This is a genomic window from Brevundimonas sp. LPMIX5 (assembly GCF_003576505.1).
In the GTDB taxonomy this organism is placed as follows: Bacteria; Pseudomonadota; Alphaproteobacteria; order Caulobacterales; family Caulobacteraceae; genus Brevundimonas; species Brevundimonas naejangsanensis.
On the sequence record NZ_QWTZ01000002.1, the window covers coordinates 322,937 to 340,504 of the forward strand.

The 17,568-nt window shown below is 65.2% G+C and carries 18 protein-coding genes; 9 read left to right on the forward strand and 9 right to left on the reverse strand.

The window, feature by feature from the left end:
* Positions 1-29: 29 nt before the first annotated feature.
* Complete coding sequence (gene glnA, locus D1604_RS02575) at positions 30-1,439, forward strand: type I glutamate--ammonia ligase (protein ID WP_119412061.1); 1,410 nt, start codon at positions 30-32, stop codon at positions 1,437-1,439.
* Between the two features lie 77 nt (positions 1,440-1,516).
* Here the strand turns inward: glnA and D1604_RS15995 are convergent, their stop codons facing one another.
* The 4 genes from D1604_RS15995 to D1604_RS02595 are packed head-to-tail and all read right to left on the reverse strand — an operon-like array spanning position 1,517 to position 3,905.
* Positions 1,517-2,164: a CatB-related O-acetyltransferase gene (locus D1604_RS15995; RefSeq protein ID WP_119412062.1), complete on the reverse strand. Its 648-nt coding sequence runs from the start codon at positions 2,162-2,164 to the stop codon at positions 1,517-1,519.
* A gap of 39 nt (positions 2,165-2,203) precedes the next feature.
* Positions 2,204-3,091: a twin-arginine translocase subunit TatC gene (gene tatC / locus D1604_RS02585; RefSeq protein WP_119412063.1), complete on the reverse strand. Its 888-nt coding sequence runs from the start codon at positions 3,089-3,091 to the stop codon at positions 2,204-2,206.
* Positions 3,088-3,666, reverse strand: coding sequence for a Sec-independent protein translocase protein TatB (gene tatB / locus D1604_RS02590; protein WP_119412064.1), 579 nt, complete (start codon positions 3,664-3,666; stop codon positions 3,088-3,090). Before tatB ends, tatC begins: the two co-directional genes overlap by 4 nt.
* 23 nt (positions 3,667-3,689) lie before the next feature.
* A complete protein-coding gene (locus tag D1604_RS02595; protein ID WP_024352693.1) occupies positions 3,690-3,905 on the reverse strand; it encodes a twin-arginine translocase TatA/TatE family subunit in 216 nt (71 codons plus the stop codon).
* 115 nt (positions 3,906-4,020) lie between these two features.
* Between D1604_RS02595 and rnhA the strand changes: the two genes are divergently transcribed.
* Positions 4,021-4,473, forward strand: a complete 453-nt coding sequence (rnhA, locus tag D1604_RS02600; protein ID WP_024352692.1) for a ribonuclease HI — start codon at positions 4,021-4,023, stop codon at positions 4,471-4,473.
* On the opposite strand, the gene D1604_RS02605 is transcribed toward rnhA, so the two are convergent.
* Genes D1604_RS02605 through D1604_RS02615 form a run of 3 tightly spaced genes read right to left on the reverse strand, consistent with a single transcriptional unit; the run spans position 4,470 to position 6,447 of the window.
* Entirely contained in the window at positions 4,470-4,928 is a 459-nt protein-coding gene (locus tag D1604_RS02605) for an NfeD family protein (protein WP_119412065.1), read from the reverse strand. The two genes, rnhA and D1604_RS02605, sit on opposite strands and share 4 nt — an antisense overlap.
* A 3-nt stretch (positions 4,929-4,931) precedes the next feature.
* Positions 4,932-5,942: an SPFH domain-containing protein gene (locus D1604_RS02610; RefSeq protein WP_373561207.1), complete on the reverse strand. Its 1,011-nt coding sequence runs from the start codon at positions 5,940-5,942 to the stop codon at positions 4,932-4,934.
* A gap of 52 nt (positions 5,943-5,994) precedes the next feature.
* Positions 5,995-6,447, reverse strand: coding sequence for an NUDIX hydrolase (locus D1604_RS02615; protein ID WP_119412066.1), 453 nt, complete (start codon positions 6,445-6,447; stop codon positions 5,995-5,997).
* Positions 6,448-6,524: 77 nt separating this feature from the next.
* Between D1604_RS02615 and D1604_RS02620 the strand changes: the two genes are divergently transcribed.
* The 4 genes from D1604_RS02620 to D1604_RS02635 all read left to right on the forward strand — a co-directional run bounded on the left by D1604_RS02620 (position 6,525) and on the right by D1604_RS02635 (position 10,725).
* Positions 6,525-7,928, forward strand: a complete 1,404-nt coding sequence (locus D1604_RS02620) for an FAD-binding oxidoreductase (protein WP_119412067.1) — start codon at positions 6,525-6,527, stop codon at positions 7,926-7,928.
* A gap of 95 nt (positions 7,929-8,023) precedes the next feature.
* On the forward strand, positions 8,024-8,797 hold the full coding sequence (yaaA, locus tag D1604_RS02625; RefSeq protein WP_119412424.1) for a peroxide stress protein YaaA: 774 nt from the start codon (positions 8,024-8,026) through the stop codon (positions 8,795-8,797).
* 65 nt (positions 8,798-8,862) lie between these two features.
* The gene (locus D1604_RS02630) at positions 8,863-9,660 is read left to right on the forward strand and encodes a 3-hydroxybutyrate dehydrogenase (RefSeq protein WP_119412068.1); all 798 of its coding nucleotides are present in this window, start codon (positions 8,863-8,865) and stop codon (positions 9,658-9,660) included.
* A 39-nt stretch (positions 9,661-9,699) separates the two neighbouring features.
* Positions 9,700-10,725, forward strand: coding sequence for a patatin-like phospholipase family protein (locus tag D1604_RS02635; protein ID WP_119412069.1), 1,026 nt, complete (start codon positions 9,700-9,702; stop codon positions 10,723-10,725).
* Here D1604_RS02635 and D1604_RS02640 read toward each other — a convergent pair.
* The gene (locus D1604_RS02640; RefSeq protein ID WP_119412070.1) at positions 10,722-11,660 is read right to left on the reverse strand and encodes an L-threonylcarbamoyladenylate synthase; all 939 of its coding nucleotides are present in this window, start codon (positions 11,658-11,660) and stop codon (positions 10,722-10,724) included. The genes D1604_RS02635 and D1604_RS02640 overlap by 4 nt on opposite strands.
* Before the next feature lie 137 nt (positions 11,661-11,797).
* Here D1604_RS02640 and D1604_RS02645 point away from each other — a divergent pair, with 137 nt between their 5' ends.
* Positions 11,798-13,582: an acyl-CoA dehydrogenase gene (locus D1604_RS02645; RefSeq protein WP_119412071.1), complete on the forward strand. Its 1,785-nt coding sequence runs from the start codon at positions 11,798-11,800 to the stop codon at positions 13,580-13,582.
* Between the two features lie 69 nt (positions 13,583-13,651).
* Positions 13,652-14,515 carry a hypothetical protein gene (locus D1604_RS15555; protein WP_147399863.1) on the forward strand — a complete coding sequence of 288 codons (864 nt, stop codon included), beginning with the start codon at positions 13,652-13,654 and terminating at the stop codon, positions 14,513-14,515.
* Here the strand turns inward: D1604_RS15555 and D1604_RS02655 are convergent.
* A complete protein-coding gene (locus D1604_RS02655; RefSeq protein ID WP_119412073.1) occupies positions 14,500-15,303 on the reverse strand; it encodes a trypsin-like serine peptidase in 804 nt (267 codons plus the stop codon). The two genes, D1604_RS15555 and D1604_RS02655, sit on opposite strands and share 16 nt — an antisense overlap.
* Positions 15,304-15,376: 73 nt before the next feature.
* Here D1604_RS02655 and D1604_RS02660 point away from each other — a divergent pair, with 73 nt between their 5' ends.
* The gene (locus D1604_RS02660) at positions 15,377-17,554 is read left to right on the forward strand and encodes a S9 family peptidase (RefSeq protein WP_119412074.1); all 2,178 of its coding nucleotides are present in this window, start codon (positions 15,377-15,379) and stop codon (positions 17,552-17,554) included.
* Positions 17,555-17,568 lie beyond the last annotated feature (14 nt).

Here is a 17,568-nt window from a genome sequence, read left to right on the forward strand (position 1 = left end):
TCAATTCCCAGTACAGGACCTCCTCCCCCATGAGCGCCGCCGAAAAGATCCTGCAGGAGATCAAGGATAAGGACGTCCAGTACGTCGATCTCCGTTTCACCGACACGCGCGGGCGCGTCCATCACGTCACCTTCGACATCGGCATGGTCGACGAGGAATTCCTCGAAGACGGCACCATGTTCGACGGCTCCTCGATCGCCGGATGGAAGACCATCAACGAGTCCGACATGCTGCTGAAGCCGGACCTGTCGAGCGCCTTCATCGACCCCTTCTACCAGCAGACCACCCTGTTCATGTTCTGCGACGTGTTGAACCCGGACACGGCCGAGCCCTATAATCGCGACAGCCGCTCGATGGCCAAGAAAGCGCTGGCCTATGTCCAGTCGTCGGGCGTGGGCGATACCGTCTTCTTCGGTCCGGAAGCCGAGTTCTTCGTGTTCGACGACGTGCGCTGGAACACCGCGCCGCACGACACCCGCTACAGTTTCGACTCTACCGAACTGCCCGTCAACACCGGCGCCGAATACGCCGAGGGCAACCTGGGCCACCGCCCGGGGCCCAAGGGCGGCTACTTCCCGGTCAATCCGGTCGACTCAGGTCAGGACCTGCGTGGCGAAATGCTGGCGGTCATGAAGGATCTGGGGCTCAACCCTGAAAAGCACCACCACGAAGTGGCCCCCGCGCAGCACGAACTGGGCCTGAAGTTCAGCGACCTGCTGACCATGGCCGACCGGCTGCAGCTGTATAAATACGTGATCCACAACGTAGCGCACGCCTACGGCAAGTCGGCCACCTTCATGGCCAAGCCGATGTTCGGCGACAACGGCTCGGGCATGCACGTCCACATGTCGATCTGGAAGGACGGCAAGCCTCAGTTCGCGGGCGACAAATACGCCGGCCTGTCGCAGGAATGCCTGTGGTATATCGGCGGCATCATCAAACACGCCAAGGCCATCAACGCCTTCGCCAACTCGACCACCAACTCCTACAAGCGTCTGGTGCCGGGCTATGAGGCGCCGGTGAAGCTGGCCTATTCGGCCAGCAACCGCTCGGCCTCGATCCGCATCCCGCACGTCACCTCGGCCAAGGCCAAGCGTCTGGAAGCGCGTTTCCCCGACCCGATGGGCAACCCCTATCTGACGTTCGTGGCCCTGCTGATGGCGGGGCTGGACGGGATCGAGAACCGCATCGACCCGGGCGCGGCTGCCGACAAGAACCTGTACGACCTGCCGCCTGAAGAGCGTCACTCGATCCCCGAGGTCGCCGGTTCGCTGCGCGAGGCTCTGGATGCGCTGGACGCCGACCGCGCCTTCCTCAAGAAGGGCGGCGTCATGGATGACGACTTCATCGACAGCTACATCACCCTGAAGCAGGAAGAAGTCGCCCGGCTGCAATTGCACCCGCACCCGGTCGAGTTCGACATGTACTACAGCTGCTGATCGCCGTTTCAGCTTGATACAGAAAGCCCCGGACGGTCCGCCGTCCGGGGCTTTTTTATCAGGATAGCCTGAGCGTTTCAGACCTGATCGTAGCGCTCGACCGCCTTCACCAACGCGTCGATGTCATTGGCGCACAACAGGGGACGCAGGGCCTCGAACTTCTCTTCCGGCCAACCATAGACTTCGAGCGCCAGCAGGCTCTCGATCACGGCCTCGGGGAAGCGCTTGCGGATCGGCACGGCCGGATTGCCCGCGACGATGGCATAGGGCGCTACGTCCTTGGTGACGATGGCCCCGGACGCGACCACGGCCCCCTCTCCGATCGTGACGCCCGGCATGATCATCGCCCGCATACCGATCCATGCGCCGTCCTTGATGACGGTGTCGCCCTTGCCCCGATAAGCGTCCAGAATGACCTCGGCGAACGGATAGAGGCTGAACCAGTCCGTGCGGTGCGTGTGGTTGCCGCCCAACAGGATCACCGCCTCTGCGCCGATGCACACACAGTCGCCGATGTGCAGTTGGTCGATATGCCACTGCGGCTCCCACGCGTTCAGACTGTAGGGATCGCCGTACAGATAGCGAACGACACTGTCCTCGAACGAACCGGTCCAGGCGTTGCTGTAATAGCTGCGCCGTCCCTTGATGTGGATGTTCGGGTTGGCGACCGTCTCATGGAGCAGTTCAACCTTGGACCAGTGCCGGTCCGGGGCGGGGTGAGACATCAGTTGACCTCAAGATGCTGAAACAGCGCCCCAATAGGATCAGACCATCAGTTCCCCGGCCTTGTCGTCCTTCTTGCGGCGCAGTTCGATGATGCGGACGCACCAGATGGAGACCTCGTAGAGAAGGACCATCGGGATGGCGAGCATCAACTGGCTGATTGGGTCGGGCGGCGTCACAACGGCCGCCACAACAACCACGGCCACAATGGCGTAGCGACGGCCCTTGGCCATCATCTGGCTGTTGATCAGGCCCGCAAGGCCCAGCAGGGTCATCACGACCGGCAACTGGAAGCACAGGCCGAACGCCAGGATCAGCGCCGTCACGAGATTGAGGTAATCCGACACCTTGGGCAACAGTTCCGCCGCCACATTCTCCCCGATGATCTGCTGACTCAGCGAGAACCACATCACGAACGGCAGCATGACATAATAGACCAGCGCCGCGCCCAGCAGGAACAGCACCGGCGCCGCGATCAGGAACGGCAGGAAGGCGCCCTTCTCATTGCGGTACAGGCCCGGCGCGACGAAGCGGTACAGTTGCCAGGCTAGGATCGGGAAGGCGACGATGACCGCGCCCAGGCCCGCCAGCTTCATCTTGGTGAACAGGATTTCCAGCGGCGCCGTATAGATCAGCCGCACGCTGTGCTGATCAACCTCGGGCACCGGGATCAACCCGGCCGTGCCAAGGATCAGGTTGAGCGGCGACACATGGCCATGCGCGCCCACCGTCTGGTGGAAGGCGGCCGAGACCACATAGGGCTTCACCAGGAACAGGTAGAGCGTCTCTGAAAAGGCGAAACAGCCGATGAAGGCGATGATGAAGGCGACCACGCAGATCATCAGTCGCGACCGGAGCTCGATCAAGTGATCCATCAGAGGCGCGCGCGAAGCCTCGATATCGGCTTCATCGTGTTCAGCGCGGCTCATAGATCGACCTTCTTGGTGCGCTTGACCTTGGGACGCGAGGCAGGCGGTTTCAGCGACGGCGACGGGTCGCCAGATTTCGGCGCCGGCTTGCGAGCCTTGGCCTTGGGCGCGGCCCCGTCAGAGGCGGCCTTCTTCGCTCTGGGCTTCGCTGCAGCCTTGGCTACAGGTTTGGGAGCCACGACAGGCGTGGCGCTATCAGGCCATTCGTCGACGCCCGTGGCTTCAATCTGAGCCTCTTCCTGCACGACAGTTTCAGCGGCCGCCGAGGTCTCAAGCGGCGCTTCAAGCTCCTTGCGGATGTCCTTGAAGGCTTCGTCGGCGTCGGCGCCGAGGGCGTACATGCCCTGCCCCGACCGCAGCGCCTCGACCTCCTTGCGCAGGTCGTCAAGTTCGGACTGACGCGCCATTTCATCGAAGCTGGCGCGGAACTCATTGGCCATGCCCCGCGCCTTGCCGACGAACTGGCCGACCTTGCGCATAAGCATAGGCAAGTCCTTTGGCCCCACGACAAGCAGGGCCACCAGACCGATGACAAGGATTTCGAACCCGCCGATTCCGGGGCCAAGACCACCCATGGTTCAGCGTCTTTCGGCGAAAATCAGCGGTTCAGTTCTTCTTTTTCGGCCTCGGTGCGCGGCAAGGCGCCCGGGGCATCCTTGCCCTTGGCGTCCGTGTCGTCCTTCAGGCCGTCTTTGAAGGCGCGGATGCCCTTGGCCGCGTCGCCCATGATGCCGGACAGCTTCCCGCGGCCGCCGAAAAGGACCAGCACGACAACGACGACAATGGCCCAGTGCCAGATGCTCATGGAGCCCATGGCGATACCTCCTCAAGGGGCGGCCGCGCCCACACGCGCCCCACCGACTGATTGTTGTGCGTCATATAGGCTGAGTGATGGCGATGCGCCAAGGGAGGCTGTAGGCATCGCGACCATGAATCCTAACGATCACGTCATCATCCACACCGACGGCGCCTGCAAGGGCAACCCCGGCCCCGGCGGCTGGGGCGCCATTCTGCAAACCGGCGGCGGCCATGAAAAGGAACTCTGGGGCGGCGAGGCCCTGACCACCAACAACCGCATGGAGTTGATGGCGGCCATCATGGCGCTGGAGGCGCTGAAGCGTCCCTGCCGCGTCGATCTGCACACGGACAGCAAATACGTCATGCAGGGCGTGACCGAATGGATTCGCGGCTGGAAGGCCCGGGGCTGGAAGACCGCCGATAAGAAGCCGGTCAAGAATGAAGACCTGTGGCGGCGCCTGGACGAGGCCCGCAACCGCCACGAGGTCAAATGGCACTGGGTCAAGGGCCACGCCGGCCACGCCCTGAATGAGCGGGCCGACGGACTGGCCAATCGCGGCGTAGACGAGTTGCGGGGGCGTTAGGCCGCCCGCACCTTCAAACGCGGACCGGACACCGATTCGACGATGACGCTCTCGCCTGCCAGAGGCGCGGCGCCCTCGATCTCAGCCGGCCATTCCGACCCCGACACGAATACGCGCCCGCGTCCATCGACAAAGGCTTCGACGACCCGAGCGCGCTCGCCGATCAGACGCACGTTGCGGTCGTTGATGTCCGGCTGATCCTTGGGATTCACGCGCTTGATCAATCGGCGCGACATTACCGTCGATGCGACCGTCAACGCCGCAAATACGCCGATTTCGATCGGAAGTCCCAACTGAGGCGCCAGGGCGGTCAGCAAGGCGGTCAGCCCCGCCGAGACCGCCGGCCACAACAGCCACTCGGTCGAGGCCGTCGCCTCGATCCCCAGGAGGACGACCCCGATCGCCAGCCATAGCCAGAACGGCTGCGACGCATGAAGCGAAACGATCCAGTCCATGACCTACTCCGTCGTCGGCACGGCGCCGCCGGATCGACGCGGCGAAACAGTGCGGCTGGGGGGCGTCGAAGCCGAGGAAGCCGCCGCGGCGCGAGACGGTTCGCGACGGATGTCCGACCGGCTCTGTTGCTGTTCCTTGGCCAAGCCTACCAGTTCGCCCAGGCCCGCGATGGTGCCCACCAGACCGCCCATTTCGGCGGGTACGATGACCGTCTTGGCCGTCGGGTTGCGGGCCAATTCACCGAACGCCTCGACATATTTCTGGGCCACGAAGTAGTTGATGGCGTTTACGTCGCCGCGCGCGATGGCTTCCGACACCATGGCCGTCGCCTTGGCCTCTGCTTCCGCCTCACGTTCACGGGCTTCAGCATCGCGGAACGCAGCTTCCTTGCGGCCCTCCGACTGCAGGATGGCGGACTGTTTGGCGCCCTCGGCGCGGGCTATGGCGGCCTGCTTCTCGCCTTCCGCCTCGGTGATGATGGCGCGGCGCTCTCGCTCGGCCTTCATCTGGCGGGCCATGGCGTTGGTGATGTCGACGGGCGGGGTCAGATCCTTGATCTCGATCCGATTGACCTTGACGCCCCACGGCTCGGTCGCCGCATCGATGACGGTCAGCAGGCGTGAATTGATGTTGTCGCGCTGGAACAGGACTTCATCCAAATCCATGGAACCGACCACGGTCCGCAGATTGGTCGAGCACAACTGGGTGATGGCGTAAGGCAGATTCTCGACGCGATAGGCGGCGGCCGAAGCGTCCATGACCTGAATGAAGACGATAGCGTCGACCTTCACCATGGCGTTGTCCTTGGTGATGACCTCCTGCGTCGGGACGTCCAGCACCTGCTCCATCATGTTCATGCGGCGGCCGATGCGTTCTACGAACGGGGTCAGGATGTGGATGCCCGGCGTCAGGGTCTTCGTGTACTTGCCGAACCGCTCCACCGTGAACTCACGGCCCTGGGGCACGATCTTGATCACGCTGAACAGGAAAATGAGCGCGAAGATCGCGAACATCACGAAGAAAATCAGCGAAAAATTCATTAGGCCCTCCGATGTGGAGACTAGCTTATCCGCCGGACGCCTGCTGCGCCATCGAATCCGGTTCCCTCAACATGACATCACCGTCAGCCATCCGGCGCGCCATGCGAATGATCCGCCGCGTTTCGTCCCAATCCACCTTGGCCAGCGCGGCCTCGAACGGGAAAAAGGCCGCTTCAGCCGCGTCATCGGCCGCCACGGGCTCGCCCGCGATCCAGCGCGCGGCGTAGTCGATCAGGACATAATGACGCCCTGCCTCTGGAAACAGGCCGTCCACCACGTCGACCAGACCGATCAGCTCGGCCTCGACGCCGGTTTCCTCATGCAGTTCGCGCAGGGCGGCGTCTGCCAGGCGCTCGCCCGGCTCCAGCCGTCCGCCCGGCAGGCTCCACTCGCCCACGCGCGGCGGCGTGCCGCGCCGGATCAGCAGGACTTCGTCGCCTTTCAGGCACACCACGCCCACGGCCGGCGTCGGAATCATGTTTTGCCCCCAAATTGACCGCCAGAAGGCATGGTTTTGCGCTTCCACCACGTCGCGCCTTTTGCCACAAGGCCGATATGACCCTCCCCACGCCAGAATCCCTCGCTGAACTCAAGGCCGCCCTGCCCGACGGCTGGACGCAGGACGCCGCCGAGATGGCGCCGTGGCTGACCGAATGGCGCGGCCGCTGGACCGGCGAGACGCCGCTGCTGCTGCAGCCGCGCACGACCGAGGACGTCGCCCGCGCCGTCGAGATCTGCGCCCGTCATGGCACCGCCATTGTGACCCAGGGCGGCGGCACCGGACTGGTCGGCGGTCAGATTCCCTATGGCGAGGTGCTGCTGTCCACGCGCAAGCTGCGGACGGTGCGCGACGTGACGCCGCTGGACGACGCCATGACGGTCGAGGCGGGCGTGACCCTGCTGGAGGCGCAGGAACTGGCCAAGGAGAAGGACCGCTTCTTCCCGCTCAGCCTCGCGGCCGAGGGGTCGGCCACCATCGGCGGCGTGATCTCGACCAACGCAGGCGGCACGGCGGTCCTACGCTACGGCATGATGCGCGATCTGGTGCTCGGCATCGAGGCCGTCATGCCCGACGGTCAGGTGTTCAACGGCCTGAAGCGCCTGCGCAAGGACAACACCGGCTATGACCTGAAGCAGATGTTCATCGGCGCCGAGGGCACGCTGGGCGTCATCACGGCGGCGACGCTGAAGCTGTTCCCCATCATGCGCAGCCGCGCCACGGCCATCGTCGGGCTGGAGAGCCACCACGACGCTGTCGTGCTGCTGGCCCGCGCCAAAGCCGAAACCGGCGGCGGGGTCGAGGCATTCGAGCTGATGAAGCGGCTGGGCATGAGCCTGGTGCTGAAGAACATCCCCGACACGCGCGAACCGCTGGAGTCGACGCCGCCCTGGTATGTGCTGATCGAGCTGGCCTCAGGCGAGCCGAACGGCGCCGAGGCTGCGATGGAGCGCCTGCTGACCGCCGCCTTCGAGGAAGGTCTGATCGTCGACGCCGCCATCGCCCAGAACGACGCTCAGAAGGCCGAGTTCTGGCGTCTGCGCGAAGAGCATTCGGCCGCCCTCAAGCCCGAAGGCGGCGGCTGGAAACACGACGTTTCGGTTCCCGTCTCCCGAATCGCGGATTTCATCGACGAGGCCACGGCGGCGGTCGAGCAGTTCCATCCGGGTTGCCGCGTGTCGGTCTTCGGCCATGTCGGCGACGGCAATCTTCACTATGACGTGATCCCCGGCGTGGGCGAGGACGTCGCCGCCTTCATCGCCCGCTGGATGGAGGGATCGCAGGTCGTGCACGATGTCGTAGCCCGTTACGACGGCTCCATTTCGGCTGAACACGGCCTGGGGCGGCTGAAAACTGACGAGGCGCGACGTTACAAATCGCCTCTCGAAATCGCGACCATGCAGGCGATCCGGCAAGCCATCGATCCCCAGCGGATCATGAATCCGGCGGTCCTCTTCTGATGAGTTGCGACCGTATGTGACGTTTCAGGCGGTTCAAAACCTCATGGAAGCGGCCTATGAGGCCCGCTCTTGAGACGCATACGGAGTCGATCGTCTTGCTGATCGTCCTGTCCCCAGCCAAAAAGCTGGACTTCAACCCGCCCGCCATCGACGCCCCCGTGACGCCAAGGCGATGCGCCGATGAAACGGCCGAACTGGCCAAGGTGACGCGCGAACTCAGCCGCGCGGACCTGCGCCGCCTGATGTCCATTTCCGATGCCCTGGCCGAGTTGAACTATCAACGCTTTCAGGCCTTCGACAATGAGACGTCCGAGGGCGCGCTTCAGGCCGTTTTCGCCTTTGCGGGCGATGTCTATGACGGGCTGTCGGCCCGCACCCTGTCTGTCGAGGATCTGAACTGGGCGCAGGATCACCTGCGCATCCTGTCGGGGTTCTATGGCCTGTTGCGGCCGCTGGACGCGATCCAGCCCTATCGGCTGGAGATGGGCGTACGGCTGAAGACCAAGCGCGGCGCCACCCTCTATGATTTCTGGGGCGAGCGGATTTCGCTGCGCCTCAACGAAGACGCCGGAAAACTGCCCGAGCAGACGCTGGTGAACCTGGCCAGCCACGAATATTTCGGCGCAGTCGATGCGCGGGCGCTGAAGCTTCCGGTCGTGACGCCCCACTTCAAGGAGAAGAAGGACGGCGAGGCCCGCATCATCTCCTTCTACGCCAAGAAGGCGCGCGGCGGCATGGCCCGCTTCGCCATCGAGAACCGGCTGGAGAAGGTCGAGGACCTGAAGGCCTTCGACCGCGACGGCTATCGCTTCGACAAGACTCTATCGACGGACACGGACTGGATATTCATCAGGGAAGGAAATTCCTGATCGCCAGATTGAACGACTGCGGTTAGGTTGCGTTGCAGCATCATCTTCCACGGGTTCTTTCTGTCATGTTCGCGATGAACGATCTCAAAGGCCGCGTCGCGGTCGTCACCGGCTCGACCTCGGGCATCGGGCTGGCGTTTGCGCGGGCTGTCGCCCTGTGCGGCGGCGACGTGATGCTGAACGGTCTGGGCGACGCCGACGCCATTGAGAAGACCCGCGCAGATCTGGCCGCCGAGACCGGCGTGCGCGTCCTCTATCACCCCGCCGACATGACCCAGCCGGATCAGATCGAGGACATGATCGCCACGGCCCATCGCGAACTGGGCCGCCTCGACATCCTGGTCAACAACGCCGGCATCCAGCACGTCGAGGCCGTGGAGAACTTCCCCGCCGATGCATGGGAGAAGATCATCGCCATCAACCTGTCCTCGGCCTTCTACGCTACCAAGGCGGCGATCCCGATCATGAAGGCGCAGGGCCGCGGCCGGATCATCAACGTCGCCTCGGCTCACGGCCTGGTAGCCAGCCCGTTCAAGTCCGCCTATGTCGCGGCCAAGCATGGCGTGATCGGCTTCACCAAGACGGTGGCGCTGGAGCTGGCGCAGGACAACATCACCTGCAACGCCATCTGCCCCGGCTTCGTCGAGACGCCGATCGTCGCCAAGCAGATCCAGGATCAGGCCCGCACCCGCAACATGAGCGAAGAAGACGTGATGAAGAACGTCATCCTGGGCTCGCAGCCGACCAAGCGGTTCGTCACGACCGACGAACTGGCCGGAATCTTCCTCTATCTGGCGTCGGACCTCGGCGCCTCGGCCAACGGCGCCCACTTCTCCGTCGACGGCGGCTGGACGGCCCAATAGGTTTCATTCGGCCACAAGGGCCGCAAGGCGGAGAGTTTGATGGCGACCAAGCGCAAACCCGTCTGTCTGGCCCTGCAGGGCGGCGGCGCTCACGGCGCCTTTCAATGGGGCGTGCTGGACCGGCTGCTTGAGGCCGATGTGCTGGACGTGCGCGCCGTCACCGCGGCCTCGGCAGGGGCGATGAACGCCGCCGCCCTGATCACCGGACTGGAACGCGGCGGCGCCGAGGGCGGACGTGAGGCGCTGGACCTGCTGTGGCGTGAGGTGAACCAGTCCGGCGGCCGCAACGTCTTCGGCGACAGCTCTGTCTGGTCCAAGGCCCTGACGCCCGACTGGCTGAAGGGCACGCCGATGTGGCAGGCGGGACAGACGCTGGCCCTGTCGATGAGCCCCTACGCCTTCAACCCCTTCAACCTGAACCCGCTGCGCCGGGTGCTAGAGCCAGCGGTTGATTTCGAGGCCCTGCGCGCCTCTTCCATCCAGATGTTCGTCTCGACGACAGCCGTGCGCGCGGGCCGCTCGCGCATCTTCAAGTCCGACGAAATGGCGCCTGAGGTGCTGCTGGCCTCGGCCTGCCTGCCCCAACTGTTTCAGGCGGTTGAGATCGAGGGCGAGCCCTATTGGGACGGCGGCTATCTGGCCAATCCGGCGCTGTGGCCGCTGTTCTACACCGACACGCCGGACGATCTGCTGCTGCTGCCGCTCAATCCGTTCCAACGCGACGAGGCGCCGCGCGAGGCGGGCGAGATCAACGACCGGCTGAACGAGATCGTCTTCAACGCCCCGCTGGTCGCCGAACTGCGCGCCGTCGCCTTCGTTCAGGACCTGATCGCCGAGGGCAAGCTGAAGCCCGACGAAGATCGTCGGCGCGGCATTCGCATCCATGTCATCGAGGCGGACGAATGGCTGGGCGGCGAGTCCCTGCACTCCAAATTCGACACCGAATGGACCTATCTGAACAAGCTGAAGCAGCACGGCCGGACGGCGGCCGGAGCCTGGCTTGAAAACTGTCTGCCTAAGGTCGGCAAGGCCTCCAGTGTGGATGTGAAAGCGCGCTTTCTCTAGCCGACGAAACCCGCCGCGCGACGCAGGCGGTCATTGATCGCCTCGCCCAGTCCCTTGGCCGGAATGGGCGACACCGCGATCCCGGAAGGCTTCATGCGATCCGCCTCCCGCAGCAGGCGGAACAGATTGGCCGCCGCCTCACGCAGGTCGCCAGTCGGGCTGAGGTTCCAACGCGGATCGCCGACGTCTGGACCGAACCCCAGCAGGATTTCGCCGTCCTCGACGCCTTCCGCCTCGATCCGCACCGGGGCGTCGGGCGCGTAATGCAGAGTCAGCCGACCGGGCGAGCGATGCCCCTGCCCGCCTTCATCCAGAGGCCCGACCACGGCCTGAAGTTCTTCGCGGGTGACAGAGCCCGGACGCAACAGGGACACCTTGCCGTCCAGCACAGAGACGACGGTGCTTTCCACCCCCACGGCGCAAGCGCCCCCATCGACAGCGGCGCCCACGGCCTGACCCGTCTCCTCCAAGGCGTCAGCAAAGGTCGTCGGGCTGGGCCGTCCGGAACGGTTGGCCGAGGGCGCGACAACCGGCCCGCCGAAGGCGCCGATGACCGCCCGGGCGCGCGGATGAGCCGGGACGCGCACGGCCACGCTGTCCAGCCCGGCCCGCGCCAGATCGCACACCCGATCACGGTCCCGCACGGGCGCGACGATCGTCAGCGGACCTGGCCAGAAGGCTTCGGCCAGCGCCCGCGCCTTGGCGTCGAACACGGCGATGCCTTCGGCGTCCACGGCGTTGGCGACATGAGCGATCAGGGGATTGAAGCGCGGCCGCCCTTTGGCCTCAAAGATGCGCGCCACCGCCTGAGGATTGGAGGCGTCGGCCGCCAGCCCATAGACCGTCTCGGTCGGCAGGATCACCAGACGTCCCGTCTTCAGCGCCTCAGCGGCGATTTCTGGGCTGTCGCCCCTGGCGGGTCGGTCGGCGGGCACGGTCGCTCTTTCCTTACGCGGCGTCAGCCGTTCAAACAGGCGCGTACAGTGCGCGGAAACTCGACCAAAGTCCAAGCAGGCTTGCGCCCAACAGCGCAGGGGCCGACAGAAGCGCAACGTCTTTCTGAGGATAACCGATGAGCTACCGCGCCCCCGTCCGTGACATCGCCTTCGCCCTCGACGCCGTGGCCGGGATCGGCCAGGTGGCGGCGACCGGCGCCTTTCCCGATTACGACGCCGATGTCGCCTCGGCCGTGCTGGACGCCGCCGGTCAGTTTTCCGAAGAGGTTCTGGCTCCGCTGAACCGCCCCGGCGACCTGGCGGGCGCCAAATACGCCAACGGCGCCGTCACGGCCGCCCCCGGTTTCGCCGACGCCTATCAGCAGTTCGCTGCGGGCGGCTGGACCAGCCTGACCGCCTCGGTCGAGGCCGGCGGACAGGCCCTGCCCAAGGCGCTGGAACTGGCGGCCTATGAGACGGTCCACGCCGCCAACATGGCCTTCGGCCTGTGCCCCATGCTGTCGCTAGCGTCCATCGAAGCGCTGGAGCAGGTCGGCAACGAGCATCAGAAGACGACCTATCTGCCCAAGCTGGTCAGCGGCGAATGGACCGGCGCCATGGTGCTGACCGAGCCGCACGCGGGCTCGGACCTGGGTGCCCTGACGGCGACGGCGGTCCCCAACGGCGACGGCACCTACGCCCTGACCGGCCAGAAGATCTTCATCACCTGGGGCGACCACGACGCCACGGACAACATCGTCCACCTGGTGCTGGCCCGCCTGCCCGACGCGCCTGCCGGACCGAAGGGCATCAGCCTGTTCCTGACGCCCAAGTTCGCCGTCAACGCCGACGGTTCGCTGGGCGAGCGCAACGCCTTCCGCCCGGTCGGCGTCGAGCACAAGCTGGGCATCCACGCCTCGCCCACCTGCGTCATGAGCTATGAAGGCGCCCGCGCTGAACTGGTCGGCCAGCCGAACCAGGGCCTGGCCCATATGTTCGTCATGATGAACGCGGCCCGTCTGGCCGTCGGCGTCGAGGGCGTCGGCATCGCCGAGCGCGCCTATCAGCACGCCCTGGCCTACGCGCTGGAGCGCCGTCAGGGCCGCAGCGTCTGGACCGGCGAGAAAGACGCGCCGATCTTCGACCACCCTGACGTACGGCGGATGCTGTCGGTGATGAAGGCCAAGGTCGCCGCCGCCCGCGCCATCTGCCTGTCGACCGGCGTCGCCGCCGACCTGGCCCGCCACGCCAGCACCGAGGAAGAGCGCAAGGCCTGGAAGGGACGCGAGGACCTGTTCACCCCCATCGCCAAGGCCTGGTCCACCGACATCGGCTGCGAGGTCGCCTCCATGGGCGTTCAGGTCCACGGCGGCATGGGCTTCATCGAGGAGACCGGCGCGGCCCAATACTATCGCGACGCCCGCATCACCCCGATCTATGAAGGCACCAACGGCATCCAGGCGATGGATCTGGTCGGCCGCAAGCTGTCGATGGACGGCGGCGAGTCGGCCAAGGCCCTGATCGCCGAGATGAAGACGACGCTGGCCCAGATCGACCGCCTCTATACCGGCAAGCCGGTCGAACGTTTCGCCACCGCCATCGAGGCGGTCGAGGACGCCACCCTGTGGCTACTGGACGCCAAGTCGGACGCAGCCCGCGCCGCCGACGTGCTGGCGGGCGCTGACGCCTATCTGAAACTGATGGGCGATGTGGTCGGCGGCTGGATGCTGGCCAAGGGCGCCCTGGCGGCCAAGGCGAAACTGGACGCCAATGACGGCGACGCCGCCTGGCTGCAGGGCAAGCTGGACCTCTACGAAGTCTATGCCGCCAACGTCCTGGGCCACGTCTCCAGCCGTCTGGCCGCCGTCGGTCAGGGCGGGGAACTGCTGCAACGGATGACTGTGGACGCGCTGGCGGGCTGATCCGGTCGTCGAAGACTGTTCAAACGGCAAAGCCTCCTGCATCGTGCGGAGCAGGAGGCTTTTTTAAAGATGATCTTGCCAACTATAGCACTCGCGTCCGGCCTTGCTCTTGTTCAGTCTCCCGACAAAGCAGAGCAGCAGCCCGAAACGCCGCGCGTGGCCTGGTCTATTCCTCCGGCTCCAACCGAAGAGGATTTTCCTGAAGCTTTGCTGACCCTTAACCTGGCAGGAAAAGCGGTGGTGATGTGCGTAGCTGATGCCGACGGCTATGCGCGCGAATGCGTCGTAAACGCCCGCCCGTCCGGCCTTGGTCTGGAGCAACACGCTGTCGAGGTCGTCAAGCGCGGCCGCATCAAAGCCAATTGGCCCGGTGATACGCCTGAGAACCTGAGCTTTTCGGTAAGGCTGCCTTTCACCTCTTACATGCCGCCGCCTCTACCTCCGACAGATCGCTGGACAGGGCCTTCCCCAACCTCGGAACAAATCGAACTGGCGACCCGAACCTCCGACGAGATTCGCGCGATACATAATGAGCCGTTGAGCGACGACATCATTCCCTTAGCGCTGGACGAGGCGCTCAGAACGGAAGTGGCGCCCGAACAGGCCGCCTTCATCCGCAGCCTCTATCAACGTTATGGCCTCTCCTCGCGAGAGGCCCACGCCCTGAACATCCGCATGATGGCCCGGATGATCGCCCTGACCGAAACGCCAAGGCCTATTGAGTTTGCTTATTATTCTGACGAGCCGGAGATACAGGAAATGATGCGTGATGCCGAAGCCGGCGAAGGCGTTCTCGCATCGACCTGGCGGATCCGAACGGCATACTGCGAACGTTTCGACTGCTCTGTGGAATACCCTGAAGAACCTGCAGCCCCCGATCATTGGCGGCTACGCGACGACGAGCCATTCACGCCGCCTCAATCCCCCGACTGATCCAGAAGGGCGATCGTCTCGCGCACATAGTCGGCATGGACCACAACGCCCAGGTCGATGCCCTGGCCGCCGCTCTGGACCTCCTGCACCAGCACTCCGGCGATGAAGGGGTGGTCGGGAGCCGGCGCGCCCGGCACGCGCCGCGCCGCCGGAGTCCAGAAGACGGGTCCGCCGGAGTTGCCCTGCGCCACCACGAAATCGAGCAGGAAGGTCGGGAAATGCCGGATCGGCGTCAACGGCCATGAACTGATCCGTCCCAGCCGCAGGATCGGGAAACCAGCCCGGTTGGCCGACAGCCCATGCGGATAGCCCAACGCCATCAGCTCATCCCCAGGCCCCATGCGCCAGCGGTCAAACGCCCCCGCATCGGCCAGCCAGCCCGACGGGATCGCCGCCTGCGCAAAGGCGGGCGGCGCTGAGATCTGCATCACCGCCACGTCCCGTTCGGGGTGAGAGGTCCAGACTGGTTCGCCCGCCGCATCGCGGATGGTCAGGGTTTCCGGCGTGAATTTCCAGACGCCGTCCGCCTCGGCCGTCCGCCAGCCTATCCGCGCCTCACGCCCCGGCATGACATCCAGCACATGGCGCGCGGTGACCAACAGGACGCGCGGCGTCCCATCCGGGCGCGGCGCCGCAATCAGGAAGCCCGTGCCGACCTTTCGCTGGCCGCCGTCGATGGACTGATCCAGTTGCACGGTGGCGTTGATGACCCCGACGGTCAGATCCCATTCGGGCGGCGCAGCGGCGACGACGGCCGGTTGTTCGGGCGGAAGATCCTGAATGACCATGACGCCATTTGACGCCGAGCGTCGCCGGGCACAAGGTCCGGCTCAAATCATATTCCAGGGGGAAGCCAAAGCCATGAACCGCCGCGAACTGATCGCCTCGACCGCCGCCGTCGGCTTGGTCGCCGCCTCCCCCGCCCTTGCCCGCCAGAGTACCGGAGCCTCGATGTCCAAACCCACGCCGCCCGTCGCCAAGAAGGTTCCTGTCCGCATCGAGCAGCTGGGCCGTGTCCGCGTCGACGACTATCAGTGGATGAAGGACGACAACTGGCAGGCCGTGCTGCGCGACCCGTCGCTGATCAAGGCCGACGTCAAGGAGCACCTGACGGCCGAGAACGCCTATCGCGAGGCCATGATGGCCTCGACCCTGCCGTTGCAGGCTCAGATGTTCGAAGAGATGAAGGGCCGTATCAAGGAGGACGACAGCTCCGTCCCCGCCGCCGACGGCCCCTGGGAATACTACGTCCGCTACAACACCGGCGACCAGCACCCCCTTTATTGCCGCCGCCCCCGCGGCCAGAAGGAGGGCGAGGTCATCCTGCTCGACTGCAACAAGCTGGCCGAGGGCAAGGCCTATTCCGAAGTCTCGGCGACCGAGCACAGCCCCGACCACGCTTTGTTCGGCTATGCCGAGGACGCGCAGGGGTCCGAAGTCTACAAGATCTATGTGAAGGATCTGGCCACCGGCGAAGTGCTGCCCGACCCGATCGAATCGGCCAGCGCCAACTTCACCTTCTCGCCCGACAGCCAGTGGATCTTCTGGACCAACCGCGACGATAACGGTCGCCCGGACAAGATCTTCCGACGCCCGGCGCGCGGCGGCGAGACCGCCCTGGTCAACGAGGAAACCGACGAGGGCATGTTCCAGGGCATCGGCCGCACCGCCGACGACGCCTTTATCGTCATCACCATCGGCAATCAGGAAACCTCGGAAAGCCGCACCATCCCGGCCGCAAACCCCACGGCGACGCCCGTGGTGGTCGAGCCGCGCCACGTCGGCCGCCTGTATGACCTGGACCACTGGGGCGACCGCTGGGTCATCCGCACCAACGCCGACGACGCCATCGACTTCAAGGTCATGGAGGCCCCGACCGCCTCGCCCGGCAAAGCCAACTGGAAGGATCTGATCCCGCACACGCCCGGCCGCTTCATCGAGGGCGTGGCCCTGGTGAAGGACTATCTGGGCCGCCAGGAACGCGCCGACGCCAACACCAAGATCGTCATCCGCGACCGAGCGGGCGCCGAACATGAGATCGCCGTGGACGAGCCCGCCTACGCCCTGTCGCTGGGCGGGGCCTCGGAGTTCGACACCACGGTCATGCGCTATGGCTACAACTCCCCGTCGACGCCGACCTCGACCTATGACTACGATCTGAAGACGCGCGAGCGCACCCTGCGCAAGGTTCAGGAAATCCCCTCGGGCCACAACCCGGCCGACTATGTGGTCGAACGGCTGAACGCCCCGGCCTCGGACGGCGAACTGGTGCCGGTGACGGTGCTGCGTCGCAAGGGCACTCCGGTCGACGGGTCGGCGCCGCTGCTGCTCTACGGGTACGGCTCCTACGGCATTCCGATGGCGGCGAGCTTCTCGACCAACCGCCTGTCGTTGGTGGATCGCGGCTTCATCTACGCCATCGCCCATATTCGCGGCGGCTCAGACAAGGGCTGGAACTGGTTCCTGACAGCGCGCCGCTTCACCAAGAAGAACACCTTCACCGACTTCATCGCCGCCGCCGAGCACCTGATCGCGCAGAACTACACCAGGGCCGGAAACATCGTCGCCGAGGGCCGCTCTGCGGGGGGGCTGCTGATGGGCGCCATCACTAATATGCGGCCCGAACTCTGGGCCGGCGTGATCGGCGGCGTGCCCTTCGTCGACGTCATCAACACCATGAGCGACACCAGCCTGCCTCTGACGCCGCCGGAATGGCCTGAATGGGGCAACCCGCTGGAGGACGCAGCGGCCTATGACTACATCCTGTCCTACAGCCCCTACGACCAGATCGATGCCAAGCCCTATCCCGCCCTGCTGGCGACGGGCGGCCTGTCCGATCCGCGCGTGACCTATTGGGAGCCTGAGAAGTGGGTGGCGAAACTGCGTCCCGCCTCGATCTCCGGCAAGCCGGTGCTGCTGAAGATCAACATGGAAGCGGGCCACTTCGCCTCGTCAGGCCGGTTCGACTATCTGAAGGACATCGCCCACGATTACGCCTTCGCCGTCTGGGCTGTCGAAAAGGGCTGGGAGAAGGCCTGAGCAAGGCAGGCGCG